At 67.7% G+C, this 24,361-nt stretch carries 8 protein-coding genes; 5 read left to right on the top strand and 3 right to left on the bottom strand.

The features are described from left to right. Nucleotides 1–146: 146 nt before the first annotated feature. Genes B9S61_RS27810 through B9S61_RS27795 form a run of 4 tightly spaced genes read left to right on the top strand, consistent with a single transcriptional unit; the run spans nt 147 to nt 17,882 of the window. Nucleotides 147–3,203 carry an SNF2-related protein gene (locus B9S61_RS27810; protein WP_181007567.1) on the top strand — a complete coding sequence of 1,019 codons (3,057 nt, stop codon included), beginning with the start codon at nt 147–149 and terminating at the stop codon, nt 3,201–3,203. Further along, on the top strand, nt 3,200–8,794 hold the full coding sequence (locus tag B9S61_RS27805) for a hypothetical protein (protein WP_103544701.1): 5,595 nt from the start codon (nt 3,200–3,202) through the stop codon (nt 8,792–8,794). The genes B9S61_RS27810 and B9S61_RS27805 overlap by 4 nt, the downstream gene beginning before the upstream one ends. Beyond that, complete coding sequence (locus tag B9S61_RS27800) at nt 8,791–15,564, top strand: DEAD/DEAH box helicase (protein WP_103544700.1); 6,774 nt, start codon at nt 8,791–8,793, stop codon at nt 15,562–15,564. The genes B9S61_RS27805 and B9S61_RS27800 overlap by 4 nt, the downstream gene beginning before the upstream one ends. Then, the gene (locus B9S61_RS27795) at nt 15,561–17,882 is read left to right on the top strand and encodes a UvrD-helicase domain-containing protein (protein ID WP_103544699.1); all 2,322 of its coding nucleotides are present in this window, start codon (nt 15,561–15,563) and stop codon (nt 17,880–17,882) included. The genes B9S61_RS27800 and B9S61_RS27795 overlap by 4 nt, the downstream gene beginning before the upstream one ends. Before the next feature lie 64 nt (nt 17,883–17,946). Here B9S61_RS27795 and B9S61_RS27790 read toward each other — a convergent pair whose 3' ends face one another. Together B9S61_RS27790 and B9S61_RS27785 are read right to left on the bottom strand one after the other, a co-directional pair. Then, the gene (locus B9S61_RS27790; protein ID WP_103544698.1) at nt 17,947–19,014 is read right to left on the bottom strand and encodes a restriction endonuclease; all 1,068 of its coding nucleotides are present in this window, start codon (nt 19,012–19,014) and stop codon (nt 17,947–17,949) included. Between the two features lie 117 nt (nt 19,015–19,131). Further along, entirely contained in the window at nt 19,132–19,695 is a 564-nt protein-coding gene (locus tag B9S61_RS27785) for a DUF5655 domain-containing protein (RefSeq protein WP_258039885.1), read from the bottom strand. A 417-nt stretch (nt 19,696–20,112) separates the two neighbouring features. Between B9S61_RS27785 and B9S61_RS27780 the strand changes: the two genes are divergently transcribed. Further along, complete coding sequence (locus B9S61_RS27780; RefSeq protein ID WP_146064967.1) at nt 20,113–22,569, top strand: serine/threonine-protein kinase; 2,457 nt, start codon at nt 20,113–20,115, stop codon at nt 22,567–22,569. A gap of 232 nt (nt 22,570–22,801) precedes the next feature. On the opposite strand, the gene B9S61_RS27775 is transcribed toward B9S61_RS27780, so the two are convergent. After that, nucleotides 22,802–24,256: an IS66 family transposase gene (locus B9S61_RS27775; RefSeq protein WP_103544695.1), complete on the bottom strand. Its 1,455-nt coding sequence runs from the start codon at nt 24,254–24,256 to the stop codon at nt 22,802–22,804. Between the last annotated feature and the right edge of the window lie 105 nt (nt 24,257–24,361).

The following is a 24,361-nucleotide window of genomic DNA, read 5'->3' as shown; positions in this document are numbered from 1 at the left end:
GCCTGGTGAGAAGCTTGGGGGACGTGTGCTCGGCGGCGGGACGGACACCGCCCGTAGGCCACATGGAGCGGGTGCGGGACGAGCGGCGTCGGGGGCGCCGTGAGCGTGAAGGATGGGAGCGGACGTTGGGCGTCGAGGCGGGACTCATGAGCGGTCAGAGTGAGGCGGTGCCGGGCGCCCGGGGGCCGGAGGAGGGTCTGTCGCAGGAGACAGGCCAGCAGCAGGTGCTGTCGGGCGGGTACGCACCGGGCGCGCAGGTGCTGATCCGTGAGGATCTGTGGCTGGTGCGCAAGTGCACGCTTACGCAACGCGACGGGTGGATGATTGAGGTCACTGGCGTGTCGCCGTTCGTGCGCGGCATGGATGCCGTGTTCTACGACCGCCTCGACGTCGTACAGCGGCTGGATCCACGCGAGACCGAACTCGTGCCGGACGACTCGCCGAACCATCTCCGGTCCCGGCTCTTCCTCGAAGCGGTCATGCGCAAGACCTCCCTGCCGCAGACCGAGCAGGGGCTGGCGCTGGCGGACAACTTCCTCATGGACCAGCAGGTTCACCAGCTACGGCCGGCAGAGCTGGCGCTGTCGATGAAGAACGCGCAGCCCCGGATCCTGATCGCGGACGTGGTGGGCCTGGGCAAGACCCTGGAGATCGGAGTCCTGCTGGCGGAGCTGATCCGGCGTGGGCGCGGTGAACGGATCCTGGTGGTGACGCCTCAGCACGTCCTGGAACAGTTCCAGCGGGAGCTGTGGACCAGGTTCGGGATCCCTCTGGTGCGCCTGGACTCGACCGGTATCCAGCGGGTGCAACGGGACATCCCCGCCGGTCGCAATCCGTTCGCCTACTTCAAGCGCGTGATCATCTCGGTGGACACGTTGAAGAGCGACGTGTACGCGCACCACCTGGAGCACACGGAATGGGACGCGGTCGTCATCGACGAGTCGCACAACTTGGTCAACCGCGGTACGAAGAACAACGACCTGGCCCGTCTGCTGGCCCGCAAGACCGACGCGCTGGTGCTGGCCTCGGCCACCCCGCACAACGGCGACGCCTCCTCCTTCGCCGAACTCGTCAGGATGCTGGACGAAGCGGCGATCGCGAACCCGTCGAAGTATGAGGTCGATGATCTCAGGCACCTCTACATCCGGCGTACGAAGACCTCTCCGGAGGTCCGGGAGTCACTCAAGGAGACCCAGTGGGCCGACAGGGGCCCTTCCCGGCCCATCCACGTGCCTGCGTCTGCCAATGAACTCGCGGTCTTCAAGGAGCTGGCCACCCGCTGGATCCCCGCTGACCCGGACGCACCGTCGGCGAGCCGGCATCAGCTTGTCCCGTACCGGTTGCTGAAGTCGTTCCTGTCCTCCCACAAGGCCCTGCTGGAGACGGTCAAGACCCGGATCGGGAACATCGACAACCCGCCGCCCGAGAAGTCCGGCAACGGCAAGCGGCGGATGCGGCCCGAGGACCCGGCCGTACGCGAAGCGGCGCAGGCGGTGGAGAGGGCCGCCCTGGTCGACCTACAGCACCTCGCGGAGCAGATCGAGGACGGCGACTCGGCGAAGCTGGGAGCCCTAGTCGAGGAACTGCGCGCCATGGGAGTCGGCCCTGGCTCCGAGACCCGGGCCGTGGTGTTCTCCGAGAGTGTCCCCACCCTGCGGTGGCTGGCGGAGACCGTGCCGGCCGCCCTCGGCTTCGCCCACACCACCAGCCCCGACCAGAAGAAGCCCTGGCTGGGCTTCGGCGGTGCCGTTCTCGTCATGCACCGTGAAGCGACCACGGACCAGGAACAGCAGGACATCGTCGAGAAGTTCGGGCTGTACGACGACCCTGTGCGCATCCTGTTCACCAGCGACGTCGCCTCTGAGGGCGTCAACCTGCACCAGCAGTGCCACCACCTGGTGCACTATGACCTGCCGTGGTCCCTGATCCGCATCGAGCAGCGCAACGGCCGCATCGACCGCTACGGGCAGAAGCACAAGCCAGAGTTCCGCGCGCTGGTCCTCACCAGTGACATCCCCTGGCGCACCGACGAGACCACTGGCGAGCCGCGCACCCTGGACGACCGCCTGGTGGGCGAGAAGCTGCTCCGACGCGAGGAACAGGCCCACCGGATCGAAGGGTCGGCCGAGGCTATCACCGGCCTGTACAGGGCCAAGGAGGAGGAGAACCGCCTCACCCAGGACCTGATCGCGGGCCGCACTGTCGAGGAGTCCATCAAACAGTCCCAGCAGGGCGCAGCCGCCTTCCTCACCGGCATTCTCGGCCAGGTGGGCGCCGTGCACGAACATCCCGAGGTAGCCCGCGCCGAGGTGCCCAAGCTTTTCGCGTCCACGGCCGACTACTTCGAGGAGGCACTGCGGCAGGTCTGCCGCCCCAACCCCGAGGACATGCTCTCCCTGCGCCGCGACAAGGACGGCACCATCGCCTTCGAACCCCCGGCGGACCTGCTGTACCGGCTCAAGGCACTGCCCAAGTCGTACCTGAACGAGCAGCAGATCCTGCCCAGCAAGGACGAGCCGGCCCGGATGCGCGTCACCTTCTCCAAACAGCTCGCGGTCAAGCGCCTGAACGCCGCTCGCGAGACCACCGAGTCCCAGTGGCCGAACGTCTCCTACGTCACCGACGTCCACCCGGTGCTGGACTGGCTCACCGACAAGGTGCTGGTCGAGATCGGCCGGCACAAGGCGCCCGTACTCGCCGCCGCCGTCACCACCCCGACGTACCTAGTCCAGGGCATCTACTCCAACGCCCTGGGCAAGCCCACCGTCGTGGAATGGATGGCCGTCTTCGGCCTGCCCGACAACCCGGACGTCGAGCCGCTCACCCCCGAACTGCTGGAGCGCTACGGCATCAGCCCTGACATGCCCGGCCGCGCCACACCCCGCGACATGCCCGGCCTCAGCGCACTCGTACCCGCGGTGATCGATGCCGCCGAACGGCACCTCGCCAAGCGGGAAGCCGTGTACCGCAAGCAGATCGAGGCGACCCTGAAACCTCACCGCGACCGAGTGGCCGAATGGCGGCAGGAGGCACTCTTCGCCAGCGCCCGACCGAACGAGGCCGAACTCGACCGGACCGCGAAGCGGCGGCTGAAACTGGTCAAGTCCCTTCAGACGGCGGGCGAACCGATGCTGCGCCTGCTGGCCGTCCTCGAACCCACCGCGACCACCGCCACCGCCGCTGAAGGGGGCAGGCAGCAGTGAGTACCGACTTCGACTCCTTCACCAACCGCGGCGAATACCTCTCGGCGCACTACTTCGCCGAACAACTCGGCACCGACCTGAAGAAGGGCCTGTTCACCACCTGGGCACAGCGCGAGGGCGACGAGAACGACCCCCGCCGGACCCCGCGCGAACTGCTGCGCACCCTGCGCACCCCCTACCTCGCCGAGGAACTGCGCGGCTACTTCGCCCAGACCACCCAGGCCGACACCGACGACGACGCCCGCCTCAACACGCACAACAACCCCGAGTGGACCAAACGGCTCGCGGAATGGCACCAGATGGTCCTGCGCGCCCTCGGCTACGACACCTCCCCAGCAGAGCTCACCGTGCACCGCGCCGGCCGCGACCACACCCTGCCCGTCGCCTACCACGGCCACGGCATCATCGCCCTCGACTGCGGCTGGGCAGCAGACAACGACAGCGCTCTGAACGCCGACGGCGCCGGACGCCTGCTCACCCCCTTCCGGGTCGGCGCGAGCGAAGCGTACGAGACGGGCCCGGCCCTGGCCTCCTGGCTGTTCCAGAGCGAACTCGGCGAAGCCGGCGGCGAGCACCCCCGCTTCGTCCTGCTGCTGTGCGGCGGCGTCCTCCTGCTCGCCGACCGCCACGCCTGGAGCGAGGGCCGCTACCTCGCCGTCAACCTCGACGCCGCCCTGGAACGCAACGACCGCGCCCAACTAGGCGAACTCGCCACCATCGCCGCCCTGTTCAGCCTGGACATGCTGCGACCCGGCGAGAACGACACCAGCCGACCGATCGACGCCCTGCTGAAGTCCTCCGGAGACAACGCGGCCGGCGTCTCCACCGAACTACGCCACGGCCTCCAGCGCTCAGTCGAGATCATTGCCAACGAAGTCCTGCACCAAATGGCCGACCCCAAGAACGACGTCACACCGGCCGACATCGAAAGCCCCAAGATCCCCTTCGCCCGCGAACTCACCCGCGAGGCACTGCGCTACCTCTACCGCATCCTGTTCCTGCTGTACGCCGAAGCCCGCCCCGAACTGGGCATCCTCCCCGCCGACGACGGCTCGTACGAGGCCGGCTACTCCATGGCCCGCCTGCGCGAACTCGTCGAACGTGACGAGGAACTCGTCGAGGAGGAGGCCCGAAACGGCTTCCACCTCTACGAATCCCTCGACGTCCTCTTCAACAAGGTCAACTACGGTCACCGCCCCTACGGCACCGAACCCGACGACGACCAGCCCGGCGACGACGAGGAGACCCGCAAGGCCAAGAAAGCCCGCCGCAGCGAGGACCGCGGCCTGCGCTTCGAAGCGCTGCGCAGCGAACTCTTCGAACCGAGCGCCATCCGCCTCATCGGCCGGGGCGTGCTGGACCCGCGCTGCGACGAGGACAACGACCCGAGCTGGCTCGACCTGCGCCTGCGCAACGAGGCCCTGCACGAGGTGCTGCGCCTGCTCACCATGAAGAAGGGCAAGCGTGGTGAGCGCGGCGGCTTCATCTCGTACCGCAACCTGGGCATCAACCAACTCGGAGCCGTCTACGAGGGACTGATGTCCTACACCGGCATCATCGCCGAGGAAGAGCTGTGCGAGGTGGCCAAGGGCGGCGACCCCGAGCAGGGCTCCTGGCTCATCCCCTCCCGCAAGCAGGACCAGTACCCCGACAAGAGCCTCGTCCACTACAGCGAGGACGACGCCCGCAAGGGCCTGCGCGGTGTGAAGAGGTACGAACGGGGCTCCTTCGCCTACCGGCTCGCCGGCCGCGCCCGCGAGACCACCGCCTCGTACTACACCCCCGAGTCCCTCACCAAGGCCACCGTCGAACTCACCCTGAAGAACCGCCTCGACCAGGAGCGCGACGAACAGGGCAACGCCATCAGGACGCGCGCCGCCGAGCTGCTGAAGTACAAGATCTGTGAGCCCGCCCTCGGCTCCGGTGCATTCCTCAACGAGGCCATCAATCAGGTCGCCGACGAGTACCTGCGCCGCCGCCAGGACGAACTCGGCATCACCATCCCCGCCGCCGACGCGATCACCGAGAAACAGAAGGTCAAGGCGTACGTCGCGCTGCACAACGCGTACGGCGTCGACCTCAACGCGACCGGAGTCGAACTGGCCGAGGTGTCGCTGTGGCTCAACACCATGCATCCCGGCATGCGTGCCCCCTGGTTCGGCCTGCACCTGCGCCGCGGTAACTCCCTCATTGGCGCCCGCCGCGCCGTGTTTGCGAGTGAGGACATCGCCAGCGCGGACAAGGCATGGCTGAAGGCGAAGGGCGCCCTCGCACCGACGCCGCTGCCCTTCCTCCAGGATGGCGAGTCGCAGCCACTGCCCGACGGCGCGATCCACCAGTTCCTGCTGCCGAGCCCCGGCTGGGCTGCGGTCACTGGCTCCAAGGAGGCCAAGGACCTGGCCAAGGCCGACATCGAGCAGCTCGTCGTCTGGAAGAAAGGCATCCTCCAGCGTCCCAAGCGCAGCTTGGCCCACCTCAACAAGGACGGAACCCCCAAACTCAATCCCAGAACCCGCAAGCCCAAGGAGGAAGCCCGCTCGCAGTTCACCAGGCTGCGCGATGCCGCCCGCCGTGCCGAGTTCCTGTGGTCGGCCGTCGTCAAGCGCATGGATCTCTCCGAGCAGGAGATCGCCCGCCGCATCGACGTCTGGCAGGCCGACCCCACCGACCCCGAGTACGCCTTCCTCCAGCACCCCGAGCAGGCCGTACCGAAGGAGAAGGTCCTCGAAGACCTCTTCAACGCCGTCGACACCCCGTACTGGCGGTTGAAAAAGGTCATGGACGCCTGGTGCGCCCTTTGGTTCTGGCCGGCCGACAAGGCGGGGCTGCTGGATGGGACGGATGGGGAGTACACCGCCCGGGCGAACGTAGTGAGCGGCGCGGACAGCCTCAGCGCGTTGCTGGGCGGAGTGCCGATGACGGGGGAGCAGCCCGAGGCACATGCTGTTGCCGCGCCGGTGGCTGCGGAGGAACCGACTTCGGTCGTGGCGGAGTCGGCGGCCGTTCCCGCGCCGCGGTTCGCCGAAGCGGTCGCCCTCTTCTCCTTGGGCCCTGAGCAGACCTCCTTCGAGGACCTCGACCCCGACGTGAAGGGCGATGAGGCCGTGCAGGAGAGGGAAGAGGCTGACCCCGAACGCGCGGCGGAGAGCACGCAGAAGAGCAAGAAATCGAGCCCGAAGAAGAGCGCGGCCAAGCCGAGAGTGCCCGAACGGCGACCCGTCGTCCCGCTTAAGGACCTCGAAGACTGGCTGGAGTTCCTGGAAGCCATGCTGGGCACGGCCGACCTTCCCCAAGGCGACCAAGGCACCCTCATCGACAGCTTCACCAGCCTCCCCGACCTGAAGGCATTCGAAGAGACCCTGCCCGGCTTCATGGGCATGGACGCTGGCAACCCCGAAGACCGCTTCCCGTGGCTCCGGGAAGTGCGCGACATCGCAGAAGAGCAGGGCTTCCTGCACTGGGAGCTGGAGTTCGCCCTCGTGTTCGCGCAGAACGGTGGCTTCGATCTCCAAGTGGGGAATCCGCCGTGGGTGAGGCCCCGTTGGAACGAGTCAGCCGTGCTTGCGGAGCACGAGCCGTGGTTCGAGCTGGAGGCCAAGGCGTCTACGGCGGAGAAGGAACGCCGACGGCGAGAAGTCCTGGGGAAGGAGAAGGCTCGGCGGTACGTGCTTGGTGAGCTGACGAACACCACGGCTCAGGTCGCGGTGTTCGGTTCGCCGCAGATGTATCCGTTGTTGACAGGGACTCAGCCGGATCTGTACCGGGCGTTCATGTCCCAGGTGTGGGCGCACATGTCGGCGGACGGGACTGCTGGGATGGTGCATCCGGATACGCACTTCACCGGGGACAAGGAGGCAGCGCTTCGGGAGGCTGCTTATCGGCGGCTGCGGATTCACGGGGACTTCTTCAATCCCGGCCATCGCTTCTTCCCGAAGCCTGTTGGCGAATCCAGCCACTTTGGCGTACACGTCTACGGCAACCCAGGTGAGATTGACTTCGGCCACCTTTCGTGGCTGGTTTCAACGGACGTGCTGCGCCTCTCGCCTCAGCACGATGGTTCAGGAGAAGGTCCTGGCATCCGGTATCGCGGTGGCCCTTACGATGAGCGTCCGCATCGGGCCCGTGTTGTTCGGGTAGACAGGCACCAACTCTCCATCTGGCAGCGTTTGCTGGACGCGGCTGACCAGCCGGTCGAGCAGGCCAGATTGCTGTTCCCCGTGAGCACGGCGGAGGCGGCGGCGATCGAGGCGCTGGCGGACTATCCGGTGCGGCTTGGGCAGTTGGAGCCGCCGATCACACGTGGATACGACGAGAGCCTAGCCAAGAAGAACAACCTGATCGAGTATAACCAGCCCGATCCCAACACGGGTCAGGAATATCAGCCGGATCGTTGGCATCGCGTAGTTCTCAAGGGGATCCAACTGGGCGTTGCGACCCCGGTGTTCAAACGCCACGACGCCAACACCAACGATCCGTACGGCGCGGATCTCGTTAATCTTGCACCGGATTTCGTGCCCAGTACCGAGTATGTACGGGCGAAAGGAAGGAACCGCGAGTACCTGGCTGACCAGGAACGGTGGATCGACCGGCGAGCCCTCTCACGTTTGCGGGCGAGCGAGAAGGCGGTCGCCCGTGCCCGGCGGAAGGTTGCGCACAACGACCATATTCCTGAGGAGCAGGTGACGCCTGAGAAGATCGATGCCGTGCTGATGGAGCGGGCCAGGCGGCGATACGTCGTTTTCCCCCGCCTTGCCTGGCGTCGCCAGGTCGCTCCAGACACGGAGCGGGCCCTCTACGCGGCGCTCGTTCCGCCTGGCACGGCGCACATTCATGCCGTACACAGCCTGGCGATGTCCGATCACCATCTCACCGCTCTGGTTGCCGGGTTCTGGGCGTCGCTTCCACTCGACTACTTCCTTCGGGTAACCGGCCGAGGCGACCTCCAGGTCAAGGGTGCCAAAGCCATGCCCGCCCCCACCCTCAACCACCCCTTGGCGTCGGCTCTCCTCCTCCGTACGCTCCGCCTCAACTGCCTCACCGCTGCCTATGCCGACCTCTGGCGGGACCTCTACGACCCCACCTGGTCCACCGGCGAGCCCTGGGCCCGTGACTGGCCTGGCCTCTCGCCCCTCAACGACGTCACTCGGGACTGGCGCCCAGAAACGCCCCTCCGCACCGAGCGCGCACGCCGCAGTGCCCTCGTCGAGATCGACGCCCTCGTGGCCGTATGGCTCGGCATGGATGCCGACGCGCTGATCGCCGCGTACCGGGGCCGTTTCCCCGTGCTGCAGAAGTACGAGGCGGTGACGTGGTTCGACGCGGACGGCTGGAAGATCGCGGGCAACGCGCGGACGATCGGTCAGCGACAGTCGAAGGACTCGTGGAAGCTGTTCGAGCCGTATCGGACGGCTGTCGAGAAGGGGCAGGACCCCGTCGATGCGCCCGTCCCCGAGGGCTACCGGGCCCCCTTCTACCAGGCAAAGCGCGAGGACGAGATGCGTGAAGCGCACGCCCATTTCAAGGCACGGCTCGATCGAGCGGTTGCCGACGGCAAGTGGGACCCCGTTAACCAGGAGGTACCGAAGCCGTGAGGCCGACGCTTCAGGCACGCGGGCTCAAGGAGAGCCTGCTGCAATACCTGTCGACGACGTACGCACTCAGCGACGAGGGTGCACGGGAGGCGCTGCACCGATTCCTCGGGGACGAGACCTCTGGGATGTTCCGGGGGCCGTATCTTCGCATCCGTACGCCCTTCACCGGGGCTGGTGACGGATGGCGGAAGCATCTGGAGTGGCAGCGCGAGGGGTTCACGCCGTACGCGCACCAGGCGGTGGCCTTCGAGCGGTTGACCTCCGCGAACGGCCACACCCCGCAGCCGACCCTTGTCACCACGGGCACGGGCTCGGGCAAGACGGAATCGTTCCTCTACCCGGTGCTGGATCACTGCCGCCGGGAGCGTGAGACGGGGAAGACCGGCGTGAAGGCGGTGTTCCTCTACCCGATGAACGCGCTTGCGACCGACCAGGCGCAGCGCATCAACGAGCTGCTCACACAGAACGAGGCGGAGCTCGGCAAGCTGTGGGCGGGGCTGTACATCGGGGACCGGGCGGCGACGCAGTACGAGAAGGTGCGTACGCGGCGGTCCGACATGCAGCTCTCGCCGCCGGACATCCTGATCACCAACTACAAGATGCTCGACCTGCTGCTGCAGCGCGAGGACGACGCGCAGCTGTGGCGGGAGGCGGACATCCGGTACGTCGTGGTGGACGAGTTCCACACGTACGACGGCGCGCAGGGCACCGACGTAGCGATGCTCCTGCGGCGGCAGGCGTCCGCGATCGGGGTGTCGGAGAAGGGGCGCCCGCTGGGATCCATCTGCCCGGTGGCGACCTCGGCGACGCTCGCGTCGGGCACGGACGACGATGGTGTGGCCCGCCTGCTCGGTGTCGCGACGGACGTGTTCGGTACGGAGTTCACGGCGGAGTCGATCGTCGGTGAGAACCGGCTGGCGGTGGAGGAGTTCATTCCGCTGGGCGACGTGACGATGCAGGGTCTGCCGACGCCGGACGAACTGCTTGCACTGCCCGATCCCGCATCCGGTGACACGGAGGCGCTCCTCGATCTCATCGAGGCCGTGACCGGCGTACGCGACGACGATCCGTTCCTCTTGGGCGAGAACCTGAAGCGCCATCTGTTTACCCGGGCGGTGATGCAGGCGCTGGACGGGGAGGTGAAGACCGGCGCCGAGGTGTTGGACATCATGTGGCGGGCGGGCGCGGCCGGCTGGTCGGAGGCAGTGGCGCGGCAGCCGGAGAAGGCGGCCGAGGCGCTGGCCCGGTTCGTGGCGCTGCTGTCGTACGCCCGTAATCCGAAGTCCCCGCCGGGGGAGCCGCGGCCGTTCGTGCACGTCGAGGTGCACCAGTGGGCGCGGTCGGTGTCCCGGCTGCTGCGCGGGGTCCTGCCGTGGCCGAAGGCGGAGTTCCGCTGGGACGTGGCCGGGACGGCGGACGCGACCGCGTCGGACAGCGGGCGCGCGGCGCCGATGACCACAGCCACGTCCGGGCAGAGCGCCAACCTGTTCCTGCCGGCCGTGTACTGCCGTGACTGTGGGCGGTCGGGCTGGGCGGTGTTCTCGCCGGAGAGCGATGACCATGAGGTGCAGTTCGACACGTACCGGATCCGCCGTGCCTCGCTGGGCCAGGACAAGGCGCGGGTACGGAACCTGATCGCGGCGACCGAACGGGAGGCACGGGAGGGCTCCGGCGCGGCACCGATGGCGGCCGGCGGCCGGGGCACCAACGGCGCCTCGGGCGGGCAGGGCGCGGGCGGCCTGCTGATGGTGCTGGACGGCGCACGAAAGCGGCTCCGGCTCCCCGACCCCCTGAACGACTACGACAAGGACACCAAGGAGCCGCGGCTGACGGCCCGCGACTCGGCGTTCGTTCTGGTCCACTTCGGCGGCACGGTGGCGAACACCGCCGCGCGGGAGGACTGGTGCCCGGCGTGCGGCGAGCGCAACGCGATCCGCTATCTGGGTACCGGGTCGGCGGCGATGGCCGCGGCGTCGATCACGCAGCTGTTCACGGGCGGAGAGCTCGACAAGAAGCTGCATGAGGACAAGACGCTGATGTTCAACGACTCGGTGCAGGACGCCGCGCACCGGGCCGGGTTCGTCGCCAACCGCTCGTACACCTTCTCGCTACGCGCCCTGCTTGCCAAGCACCTGAGGCACGAGGAGCCGACGGCGCTGAATGACCTGATAGCGAACGTGGTCGAGGCCACCACAGACAAGGACACGCTGGCCGCGGTTGTGCCGCCGGACCTGCACGTCTACAAGGGCGTTGAGAAACTGCTGTCCGGCGAGGGGCGTGGCGGCGGCCTGCCGGTGTGGCGGCTGATCGGGCAGCGGCTCGCTTTCGAGGCGCTGATGGAGTTCGGGTTCCGCTCCCGTAACGGCCGCACGCTGGAGTTGACCCGCACCGCAGCCGCGCAGGTGCGCGTCGATGATCCGGCGGCGGTCGTGGCGCTGGTCCGCCGGGTCCATGAGGAGTGCGTACGGGACGGTGTGCCGCTGATCGCACAGGACGATGCCCGCTATCTGGCCTTCGTGCGGATCTTCCTGGAGCGGCTGCGCACGCGGGGCGCGGTCGCCCACAAGTGGCTGGACAAGTACGTCGACGAGGCGGGCACCAGCCGGTACTTCATCTGGGGCAAGCGGGCGCCGGGCATGCGCGCGTTCCCCAAGCGGGTCGCGGCCCCGGTGTTCCTGCTGAGCGGTACCAAGAACGGCAGCGAGTTCGACTTCGCCACCGGGCGGCTGTCCTGGTACGAACGGTGGGCGGGGCGCTGCCTCGACCTGCCGCGGGAGATGGCGCCGGAGTTCTGGGCGCGGCTGCTGCCCGAACTGGCCGCGCTGGGGCTGCTGTCGGTACGCACCCCGCGCGACACGTCGCTGCGCGTGTACGGGCTCAAGCCCGGCAATATCGAGGCGCAGCTACTGGACGACGAGCAGGTCCGGCACGCGTACGTGCGCTGCCCGGTGTGCTTCTGGGAGCAGACGGTCCACCCGTCGCTGCTGGACCAGTGGCACGAGCAGCCCTGCCCGTCCTACCGGTGCCGCCGGGGCCGACTGGTGGCGGGGGACCGGCCCGAGGCGCTCGGGATACACCACCGTGACCGCGACTACACCAAGGACTACTACCGGCGTCTGTACCGGGGTGCCGGCACCTATCAGGTGGTCACCGCCGAGCACACCGGCATGCTCACCCGCCCGCAGCGCGAGGAGGTGGAGAAGGCATTCAAGCGGCGCGAGGGCTTCAAGGACCCCAACGTGCTGTCCTGCACGCCGACGCTGGAGATGGGCATCGACATCGGTGACCTGTCGGCGGTGGTGCTGGCCGCGCTGCCGCGCCGTGCTGCCTCGTACGCCCAGCAGGTCGGGCGGGCCGGTCGCCGTACCGGCAACGCGTTCCTGCTGACGATCCCGGACCGCAGGCGTCGTGACCTGTACTTCCTGGAACGCCCCAGGGACCTGATCGCCGGCACGATCGTGCCGCCAGGCTGCTATCTGTCGGCCGTCGAGATCCTGCGCCGCCAGTACCTGGCCCATCTGCTGGACCTGGCCGCCGCCGGGCGTCTGGTGCGCGCGGACGGTGTCGTGCTGCGCGCGATGCCCCACAAGGCGCCGCGCCTGTTCGGGCCGTCGGGCTACCTGACGGATCTGGTGGAACTGGCTATCGCCCAGGGTGAGGAACTCGTGGACGGGTTCCTGGAGTTGTTCCCCACGGGCGTGAGTGACGAGGCTCAGCAGGACCTGCGGACATACGCCACGCACGGTCTGCGCAGTGATGTCGAGGAGGCCGAGCGGGAGTGGTTCCGCAGCCAGGAGGCACTGCGGGCGCGGCTGAAGGAGATCGACGAGGCCCACGGCGAACTGCATGAGTCCGACCCCGACCAGGCGCGGCAGAAGGCGGAGCTGGACGCTGAGCGGCGCGGTGTCGGGCGCAGGCTGATGAACCTGGGCGATACCCCGTCACAGACCGCGCTGTGTGATCTGGGGCTGTTGCCGAATTACGCGCTGATCGACTCCACGACCGTCCTGTCGGCCACGCTCTACGGCGAGAGTGAGTCCGACCCCACGAAGTACACATCCGACACCTACGCCTACGAGCGGCCCCGCCGTATCGCGCTTGAGGAACTGGCCCCCGGCAACACCTTCTACGTCAACGGCTACAAGCACCAGATCAGCGGCCTGGAGATCGCCACCGGCGGCCAGCAGGAATGGCGGACCTGGCGAATCTGCCCCGGCTGCGGCTACGTCCGCACCGAGGACGCCGCCGAGGACCGGTCACCGTGCCCGCGCTGCAAGACCGCGCACATCGCGGACGACGGCTCCTGCCTGTTCCAGATCGTTGAACCCGCCACCGTCACCTCGCGAGACAAGCGGGAGGACGCCCACATCCGTGACGACAAGGACGACCGCGACCGCCGCTTCTACGCGGTCGTGGACGCCGTCGACATCCCGGTCGAGGAGATCGAGCGCGGCAAGTCGTGGCGGCACGACCACCAGACGTTCGGCGTCGACTACTGCCGCAGCGCCATGATCCGGCGGATCAACGTCGGACCGGTCCGCTACGACGCCCCAGCCCGCGACGACTTCGCCGGCCACCTGGTGCGGCTCAACCCGTTCCACGTGTGCACGGCATGCGGCGCGGCCAGCGCCGACGGCCAACCCGTCATCACCCACGACACCGACGAACTGGACTCCCTGGCTGCCCGCAGCGGACGCCTCAAGCACCACCGCCCCTGGTGCCCCCTGCGCCGCGGCAAGAAGACCGACGCCCGCGAGGAGCCGGTGCTGCTGGCCCACACGCTGCGGACCGAGGCACTGCGGGTGCTGCTCCCGGCCGCCACCGCGGACGTCGACGCCAAGGTGCACTCCTTCCGGGCCGCGCTGCGGCTCGGTGTGGACCTGCACTACGGCGGGGACCCGCAGCATCTGGCCACCACGGTGGCGTCCATGCCGGACACGGACAGCGGGGAGCGCCGCTGGTTCCTGGTGCTCTTCGACTCTCTGCCCGGCGGCACCGGCTACCTGGACCGGCTCACCGACCCGGTCGCCTTCCGTGACACGCTGATGAAGGCATACGAGCTGCTGAAGGAGTGCCCGTGCGCCGAGGAGCGGCGCCGGGCCTGCCACCGCTGCCTGCACCGTTACACCCCGGAGTTTTTCCAGGACATCGTCTCGCGCCAGTTCGCCGTGACCATGCTGGAATCCCTGTTGTTCAAGGGGGACGGTTCAGACGGCTGGGAGTGGAGCGAGGTCGACCACACGGGGTTGGTCGGGCTGGACGCCCAGGTGGAATCCGACCTGGAGGCGCGTTTCCTGACCGCCCTGAGGGAGTGGGTGAAGGTCACCGGCGACGCGTCCCTGGACGAGGACGGCCACGCCAGCGGGCATCTCCGCTTCACCTCTGCCCCCGACGGTGACGGGGACTCCGGGGTGATGCACTGGCGGTTGACCGCACAGCAGCGGCTGGCGGGCACGGTCAGCGACTTCACCTTCACCCGAGTCGACGGCCCCACTCAGAGCGTCAAGGTCTATCTCGAAGGGTTCCGCTTCCACGCCAGCCGCGATCACAACGAGATCGCCGCCGACGCGGACAAGCGCACCCGGCTGCGCGCCGACGGTGAGACCGTCTTCCAGATCACCTGGGCCGACATTGACCTGTTCGAGCAGCGCTCCACCCGCGTGAAGCCCGTCTGGCCGCCCTACCGGGGCACCGCGCAGGAGCAGGCCAAGACCGCGTACGAACAGTACGGTGGCCAGCGTGCCCACTTCGCCCCGGCCGCCTTCGCCAACCCGATCGACACGCTGATCGCCTACCTGCGTGATCCCGACGCCGAGCAGTGGGCCCGCCGGGCCCAGGCACTGGTCACCGGACTGACTGCCCAGCCGGGCACGACCCCGGTGGTCGCGACGGGCCGCCGCAGCGAACTCATCGCCGCCCTGCGCGGGGAGCTGGCCACCTTCACCGCCGCCGAACGCCACGACCAACCCCTCGTTCCCGACGCGGCCGGCATCGGCCCCGTCCACGTCTTCCGCAGCCAGGACGACGCGGGCCTGCCGATCGTGTTCGCCCTCGATGCCGCCGACCCCGAGAACCTGAAGTGGACCGCGCTCACCGTCCTCGACGACAGTGAAGCCGTCCTGGACACCGACGAGCACAAGCAGCGCTGGCGGTCCTGGCTGTACTGGACCAACCTCACCCAGTTCCTGTCCAGGGCTGGCGGGGATGGTGTCCAGCTCGCGGCCAGTAAGGCCGCCGATTTCGAGGCCGAAGTCCTCGCCGTATGCGGTGGGCTCGGCGAACTCGACTCCCTCATCGGCGTCCTGGCACCCGTCCCCGCCGCAGTCGAGCTGCCCGCGGCCGTGGTCAAACCCGTCGACCCGGACCCGGACCACGACTCGGCCGCCGAAGCCGCCGTGGCCCAGGCCCTGCGCGACGCACTGTGGGACGAGGAGATCCTGGACATCCTGCGCGATGATCCTGACGAGGCACCCGAGTTGCTCCGCCTCGCCGAGATGCTCGCCGACCGCGGCAAGAAGGCGCCCGTCTTCGGCTACGAACTGGGCACCAGCCGGTGGCCGGCCGACTTCGCCTGGCACACCAACGGCGTCAAGGTCGCCGTGGTCGCCGCCCACCAGGGCACGGACGATGACGAGGCCCAGCGACGTGACGCCGCCTACACCAAGGACGGCTGGACGATCCGCACCGCCGCCGAGTGGCTCGACCACCTCGACGAACTGCTCGCCAAGCTCCCCGACACGCATGACACGGAAGAAGGCACCGCCCGATGACCGCCCGGCTCAGCCTGTACCGCAAGGCCGAACAGGAGCTGTACAAGCTCGACCGCTCGGTCAAGGCCCAGTTCTACGACTTCTGCCACAACTTCCGTAACAACCCCGACCTCCCCGGGCTGCGGAAGAAGCAGCTCAAGGGCGACTCCCGGATCCACTCCGCCCGCGTTGCCCAGGACTACCGGGCTCTGCTCACCAAGACCGGCGTCGACACGGACGGCACCGAGAGCTGGCTGGTCATCGCCGTCCGCCACCGCCGCGATGTCTACGAAGAACTCCAGGTCGCCGTCAACCGGGTCACCGGCGAGATCGAGTTCGTCGACCTCGCCGTTGTGGGCGACAGCGCACTGCGCCGCGCCGGCATCACCCTCACCCCGGCCGAACCGGAACCGAACGCCCCCGCGCCCACGCCCAGGCCCGCCCCTGAGCCGGAACCCGAGCCTGCCGCACCACCGCTGCTGGCCGCGTACCGGGCAGAGCAACTGCGCGACCTCGGCGTCGCGGAACAGCTCGTCGAGCTGGCCCTCACCGTGACCACCAGTGCCGAACTCGACCAGCTCGTCGAGGGCGCACCCCTGCTGTCCAAGGACGTCCTCTACGGCCTCGCCGCTGGCATGGACATCGACGACGTACGCAAGGAGATCACCGCACCGGTCGAACTCGACCAGCGCCCTGACCCCGACGACTTCGCCACCGCCCTTGCCCGCACCAAGGTCACCACGGTCGACGACGCCGTACGTGCCGCCATCGAGGAAGGCGACTTCCGCGCCTGGAAGGTCTTCCTCCACCCCACGCAGGAACGGATCGTCCACCGCCACTACGAGGGCCCCGCCCGGGTCTCCGGCGGCCCCGGCACCGGCAAGACCATCGTCGCCCTGCACCGCGTCAAGCACCTCGCCGAACAACTGCCCCCCGGCCACAACAAGCCGATCCTGCTGACCTCCTTCACCAAGAACCTCACCACCGACCTGCGCCTCAGACTCGCCTCGCTGGTCGGCCCCGACCTGCTGGCCCGCGTCGACATCGCCCACGTCGACCAGCTGGTCGGCCGGGTCCTGGGGGAGAACACGGCCCCAGGCCGCGGCAGGCAGCGCGTCTATGACACCGTGGCACTCGGGGAGATGCGCCAGCTGCTGGCGGAACTCGATGACCGGCGCTTCGAACCGGAATTCGTCATCGAGGAGTGGGAGCAGGTCATTCTCGGCCAGTCGATCCCCACCCGCTCCGACTACTTCAAGGCACGCCGGGCCGGGCGCGGTCGGGGACTGACCCGCCCCGAACGCGCCCACATCTGGAAACTCATCGAGCAGTTCACCGCCCGCCTCGACAAACTCGGCGTCGAAACCTGGGGCCAGGCCGCTGAACGCGCCGCCCGCTTCGAGATCGAACGCGCCGCGAAGATCAAGGCCCGCCGCGAGTACAAGGACGAGGTCGGCGGCAAGGACCTCATTCACCGTGACAACAGCTCCGGCATGCGCTACCTCGGCTACCGCTACCGTCACATCATCGTCGACGAGGCCCAGGACCTGCGTCCGGCGCACTGGAAGATGCTCCGGGCGATGGCCGACCCCGACCAGCCCAACGATCTGTTCATCGCCGGCGACACCCACCAGCGCATCTACTACGACTACCAGATCGCCCTCGGCGCCCTCGGCATCCACATCCGGGGCCGGTCCTCCCGCCTGACCCTCAGCTACCGCACCACCAGGGAGATCCTGGCCGAAGCCCTCCGCGTCGTCGCCCCCACCGACAACAAGCAGAAGATCACCTTCGACGACCTCGACGACGGCACCGACAACCTCGCCGGATACCGCTCCGTCCTCAACGGCCCGAAGCCGGTCTTCGTCCCCTACCGCACCTGGGACGACGAACTCGCCGGACTCGCCACCACCCTCACCACGTGGCGCGACGACCTCTCGATTGACGAAAACGGCGCACCCCGCGACCCCAGCGGCCACATCGCCGTATGCGTCGCCGACCGCGAGATGGTCAGCCAGACCATGTACTACCTCACCACCAAGGCAGGCATCACCTGCGCCGAGCTCACCAAGGAAGGCCCCAAGGGCGACGGCGAAGTCCACGTCGGCACCATGCACCGCTTCAAGGGCCTCGAATACCAACGGCTCGCCGTCATCGGAGCCAGCGACGGCATCATCCCGCGCACCAGCGCCATCGAGCGCTACCGCGCCGAGGACCCGCCCCGCTATGAACGCGAACAGCGCAAGGCACGCTCCCTGCTCTTCGTCGCCTCCACCCGCGCCCGCGACGCCCTGACCATCAGCTGGCACGGCAACCCCAGCCCGTACCTCCCCGTCTGAGCCGCAGTGCGCTGCGGTGCCGCACCCCTCGTACGGCACCGCAGCCAGGGCCATGGGCGCCGAGCTACGGCAGGGCGTTCCCCGCGCGAGACAGCGAACTCGCCTCGTACCGCAACTGATAGGTGCGCACACCCGTGCCGTTCACGCGGTACAGCGTGATCGCCGACAGGAACTGCTCCTTGACCTCGACGGTGCGGCGGCGCTCCTTCTCCTCGACGCCGCTGATCCAGTCCTCGATGTGCTCCGGGAGCTTGAACGCCAACTCGTAGGCGCCGACCGCCTCCGCGGGCGACACCGTCCACTCCGCCGCGGCTCCAACCCCACGCCGCCGGATCCGCACCGCGTGGTCCGGCCTAGCCTCCGCGTACTCCAGAAACGCCCGATGATCGTCAGCGGCAAGCGGCAGGATGAATGGCGCCGCGGGAAAGCCGAGCAGCAGCTCTGCGTCACTGCGCTGCCGCAATACAGCGGCGAACTCGGCCACCGCGGCACCGGCCACCTGCATGAACTTCCCATCGGCATCGGACGGAGGCGGCAACAGGTGCAGCGGAGACGTCCCCAGCGCCCGCCGCAGCTCCGTGCGCATCCAGTTGACCGGAAAGGGAACCGACGCGGCCAAGTGCTTCTGCGCCTTGAACAGACTCGACGCCGTGGCTCCAATATGGCCGAGCAGCCAGGCGAACGAAGCTCCGGACAGATCCACCAGGGAGATCTGGTGGGCGAGCGCATACTTCTGGGCATCTGCCGTGAAACCGCCCGCGGAGAACAGGGCGTACGAATACTTGAAACGCTGCCTCGGCCGCGTCCCTGAGTGCGTCATGAAGTTCTCGTTCACGTCGTGCACCACGCCGTGGGCGTTCCGTACGACCTCCAGCCCGCAGCGACCCTGGTAATACTTGGCCTCCAGGAACAGCCTTACCGGCATGGAGAACGCCGGCGTGAACGCGAACTCCCCAAGTACATCCACCTGATGCAGGGCGCCACGCCCGAGGACCCGGAGAGTGTTGCCCTCACTAACCAGCTCGGCGGGATCCTGGTCCTCGTGGACGAGCAGCCGGTAACCGCTGAATCGGAGCAACCAGGCCAGTGACTCTTCCAGCAAGTAGCCTCTCAACGAGGAGTCTTTGAGCACCCCTTGCGCCCTCTCTCTGAGCCGATCACGCAGAGCCAGACGCGATCATCTCATCCGGCACGAGCGTGAGAGCGATCAGGCCAGGGCCGACTGACTGCAGCCGCCCTTCCTCTTGTGTCAGGCCGCCTCGAACGCTCGCCGTATCAGCGCCCCCGCCTTCTCCAGGTCGGCCGCCGAGGCGATCCGCAGCTCCAGGTCGCCCGTCCCGAGATGGCCGATGCCGCGCATGTCGCGGGAGAAGCCCTCCTCCAGTTCGACCGTCTCCGGGTCGACTCTGAGGTAGACCAGGATCACCTCGTGCTTCGGGCGGAAGACTACCGAGGCGAGGTTCACCATGCGCCGGTAGGCGATGTAGTGCATCAGCGGAGCCACCTCGACCTCGCCCCACGCGGTCAGAGCCTCGTCCAGTTCGGCGTACAGGTCCCGCAGGCAAGCCGGGGGTGCGCCCAGGATCGCCTGGACCAACGGCTTCCCGACGTCGGCGGCACCGGCTGTGATCTCCCGCTCTCGATGCTGCCGCCGAGCCGGAGCCTGACCCGGAGAGCCGGGCGTGGACTCGATCAGCAACAGGCTCAGCAGCCCGCCATCGAAGATGCGGTAACGCACCAGGTCGATCCGCTCGCGCAGTCGCTGCACCGCGACCCGGTCGTGGTGAGAGAAGCTGGCCGCGATACAGACCATCCGCGGGTTCCGCCAGTCGATCGACTCGGCTGCCCCGGCACCCAGCTTCTCCTTGACCAGTGCCTCGAACTCGTGATGCGCTGACTCCAGCCACGACAGGTAGGAGACGGCCTGCGACAGGACCCCTTCTCTGAACTACGAGCACAAAGATTAGTTGGGCTCGCCTGAGGCGTCGTCAGCCATGGCCGCCCCAGTGCGGCTGGTCCACGAGATGGGGGACCACCACCGGAGGTGCGCTGGCCCGCGCGGCCGTCGTCGTGCCCGCCCCGCCGTGGTGGCTCCTCGCCGCTCCGGCCCCGCGCCGTCGCTTCGTCGTACGGGATCGCGGTGCTCGCTGGCAGGAGAACTGATCGCTCCCGCCACTCCGCGTTATCGTCTGCTCTGTCAGGTTGTGGGAAGCCGATCAGGGGGTGGACGGTGACCGTTCTTGCGGAACGCTACCGGCTGGAGACAGAGTTGGGCCGTGGTGGTATGGGACAAGTATGGAGGGCGACCGACCTGACGCTGGATCGGCCAGTGGCTGTCAAGCTCGTACCGGCGGTCTTCGCGGATGATTCCATGTTGGCCCGTTTTAAACGGGAGGCGCGTGTCGCAGCCAGGCTCAGCGGCCATCCGCACATTGTGAGCGTCTACGACTACGGTCATCATCGCGAAGAACTGGTGGACGCCGCTTATATCGTCATGGAGTTGGTACACGGTAGACCGCTGAGCGACCTCGTCGCCGTCGGCCCGCTGGATGTCGACAAGGCGCTGACGTGGTCGGAGCACATTGCCCGCGCTCTGGAGGCCGCCCACGCCGACGGCATCGTCCACCGCGACATCAAGCCAGCTAATGCCGTCCTGGTCGAGAAGGCAGGTCGTCCCGGGGCGGTCAAGGTGCTTGACTTCGGTATCTCCTCGCTCGGAGGAGAGACCTCCGGGCTAACCGCCACGGGCATCATTATGGGCACTCCGGCCTACATCGCACCCGAAGTGTGGAACGGTGAGCGGGCCACCGCAGCAACCGATCTGTACGCGCTCGGCACTGTTCTGTTCGAGCTACTCACCGGACGCTCCCCGTTCAGGTGCGACAACCACTACGCCTACAGGGAAGCCCACCTCTCCTTCGTTCCCGAACGTGCTGACTCCCTCGTCCCGGGCCTCTCACCTGAAGTAGCGGATCTGGTCGAGGGACTATTGGCGAAGAATCCTGCACAGCGCCCCGCAACTGCCACACAGGTCATCAGAACCTTGCAGGCCCTGCGCGATGCCCTATCAGCATCCTTCGCCGCGCGGGACACCGTGACCGCATCCCCATTGGCCAGCACGCCGGGCGTCGTGCTACCAGTTCACCTGCGGCCCACCGAGCCCGCACTCCCGGACACCTCACCCGACGGCTCGAATTACTCACGAGGTGCTGAGGGGACAGCCCAGATCTGGCGGGACCAAACGGCCCCCGCAGCAGAGGCCGGAGATGTCAACGCCATGGTCGTGCTCGGCGATCAAATGAAGGAACAGGGGGACATCGACAGGGCACGTGCTTGGTACACCCGCGCAGCCGAAGCCGGAAACGCCGACGCCATGTACGCCTTGGGTCGCTTTCTTTACGACGAGAGTGACACGAACGGCGCACATACTTGGTTCACCCGCGCAGTTGAAGCGGGAAGCACCAACGCTATGGCTGGCCTTGGCGTCTTGCTAAGTGAGCAGGGCGACACGGAAGGAGCACGCACCTGGTTTGCCCGCGCCGCCGAGGCTGGTAGCCCCAGGGGCATGACAAACCTCGGCACACTCCTCTTTCACGACGATGACATAGACGGTGCGCGCCATTGGCTGACCTGCGCAGCCGAAGCCGGAGAAACCGATGCGATGTACAACCTCGCGTTCCTATTGCAAGATCGCGGAGAAACCGATGAGGCGCGCGTGTGGTACACCCGCGCGGCCGAAGCCGGGAATACCGACGCCATGGTGGGCCTTGGCAGCCTTCTACGTGAGGAAGACCCTGAGGGCGCACGCACCTGGTACACCCGCGCAGCCGAAGCCGGGAACACCGACGCCATGACCATACTTGGCGGCCTTCTCTATCTTGACGGCAACACCGACCAGGGGCGGTCCTGGTGGATTCGCGCTGCCGAAGTCGGCGAGCCCGGCGCCATGGTGGGCCTTGGCACCCTTCTACGTGAGGAAGACCCTGAGGGCGCACGCACCTGGTACACCCGCGCAGCCGAAGCCGGGAACGTCCTCGCTATGAACGTCCTCGCGAACGCGCTGCACGCAGCGGGCAACACCGACGACGCGCACTCCTGGTGGACTCGCGCTGCCGAGGCTGGGGATTCCAGTGCCATGATCAGACTTGGCGCCATTCTGCATGATGAAGATCCTGAGGGCGCGCGTCGTTGGTACACCCGCGCTATCGAAGCCGGGGAAAACGATGCAATGTACAACCTCGGCGTATTGTCGAACGAACGCGGCGAAACCGAGGAGGCGCGCGTGTGGTACACCCGCGCAGCCGAGGCCGGGAACGCGGATGCCATGAACAACCTCGCAATCTTGCTTCATGAGCAGGGCTCAGAAAAAAGCGCAATCAAATGGTGGAGCCAGGCAGCCGATAGAGGGAACGTCAACGCTATGGCCGTGATCGGCTTCATGTTGCACAGGGATGGCGACATTGATGGCGCACGCTCCACGTGGATCCGCTCAGCAGAAGGCGGAAACACTAAGGCTATGAGTGAACTCGGTGAGTTGCTGTACAACGAAGGCGATATCGAGGGCGCGAGGTCCTGGTGGATCCGGGCTGACGATGAGCGCGCTGCTGAATTGGTTGAAGGAGGCGAAGGACAGACCGGGGACCCAAACCGCGCTGCCAGCCAGCAGAAGAATGGTGAGACGATCTGAGCCACGGAATGGCTCTGCTGCCCTTCCACCCAGGGCGCCGAAGTTGGCTCAGTTCTTCCGATCTCTGGTTGGCGACGGTGCCCAAAAAACGCCCATACGACCCCCTGTAGATCATGGATCTCTCTAACGTCTTAAGGAGGCTTCGTGTTCATCCGCTGCAATCTTTCGCCGCGCTCGGCAACGCGCAGGGTGTCCACCGATCGTAGCTATTCAGCGGGGTTGAGCGGTTCGGTCAGGCTGTTGCTGTGTCAGGGGTGAGGGCATGCGGGATCCACGCCCCTGTGGTGAAGAGGCGCTGGAGTGCGTCGTAGCGGCTGATGCCCCACTTGGCCGCGGTCGACAGGTACGACTGGACGATGGCGAAGTCGGCCAGTCCCTGGAGGGTTCGCCAGCAGCCTCCGGAGGAGCGTTGCTGGACCTTGGCGGGTCTGATGTCGCGTTCCGCCTGATTGTTGGTGAAGGGGACGGCCAGGTCGGTGGTGAAGCGGAGGATGACCTCGCGGTGTTCCTCGAAACGTTTGGCCAGGGTGCGGGCGTGCCGGGCGAGTTCGGTGTTCTTGTTCCGGTTGTCCTGGCGGGAGCGGGCCAGTGCTCCTGTGTAGAGCCGGTGGATGGTGCGCAGTTCGTCGGCGGTGAGTTCCTCGCGCCCGGTGTCGCGGGCGGCGGACGCGAGACGGTTGGCTTCCAGGAGGGTGTCGGCCATGGCGCGGGCCCACAGCTGGCCCTGGAGGTCGGCTTCATGGATGCCGCGCAGGTCACGTAGCAGGTGCGCGCCGCACCAGGCGTGCAGGACGTGGTCGAGGTGGGTGTAGCCGGCGTATCCGTCGCGGACCAGGACACCGCTGAGGTGCGGCAGGACCTGGCCGGCGTCGATGGTCGCGGCCGAGCGGTCACCGGTGTGCATCAGGGTGAGGTGCGCGGTGGAGGCCACGTGCAGGAAGACGGTCCTGGCCCGGGTGCGGGTGAAGGTCTCATCGGCGTGCACGACGGGTGCGCCGGAGAGCAGGGCGCGGACCGAGGGCAGGAACCCGGCCTCCAGCAGGCGGGCGGCCCGGCCTCGCAGGGATGCGGCGAAGCCGGTGGAGACCTTCATCCCGCACAGTTCCATCACCAGCAGTGTCGAGCGGTGTACCGGGATGTGGTGTCCCAGGACCGCGTCCGCGACCTTCGCGGTGACATCGGGACCGTACTGGGCCGCCGATTCCACTCCGGCCGGGAAGACTCCGGTGGCCTTCTTTCCGCACCCGGGGCAGCACTTGACGTCCGCGGCGTACTCGATGACCTGCGGCGGAAGCGGGGTGGCCAGGTCAAAGACCTGACGGCGGCGCACCGCGGCCACCGGAACCTTGACCAGCGAGGACGCGCAGCCGGCGCAGGATGCCGGAGCGGGGATGACGATCCGCTCGTTCGGATCCTCTACCTGCCGCAAGGTGGTGCCCGGATCACCTGGCTGCTTGCCCGGTTTGCGTCCCGAGCGGGTACGCGAGGACCCGCCACGGGGCCGCTTGCCCGGCCCGTCCGAGGACGGCGGCTTCGAGGAGGTCGAGGAATCCCTCGACAGCCGCAGTACCAGGGCCTGGACCTGCGTGGTCAACTCCGCGATCTGGACCAGCAGCTGATCGATCCGCTCGTCCTTCGCGGCCGCCTCGGCCCGGGAAGCCGCCAACTCGCCGCGTACCGCGGCCAACTCGGCAAGAAGGTCCTTCGCAGACCAGTCGGGATCCTCCACACCGCCACCCTAGCGATCACGCCGCACGGTCCGCGAACCGATCACACCCTGCTGAATAGCTAC

It is taken from the genome of Streptomyces sp. SM1, from assembly GCF_002910825.1.
Taxonomy (GTDB): Bacteria; Actinomycetota; Actinomycetes; order Streptomycetales; family Streptomycetaceae; genus Streptomyces; species Streptomyces okerensis.
Note: the sequence above shows the minus strand (reverse complement) of the source record. Positions and strands in the feature narration are given on the sequence as shown.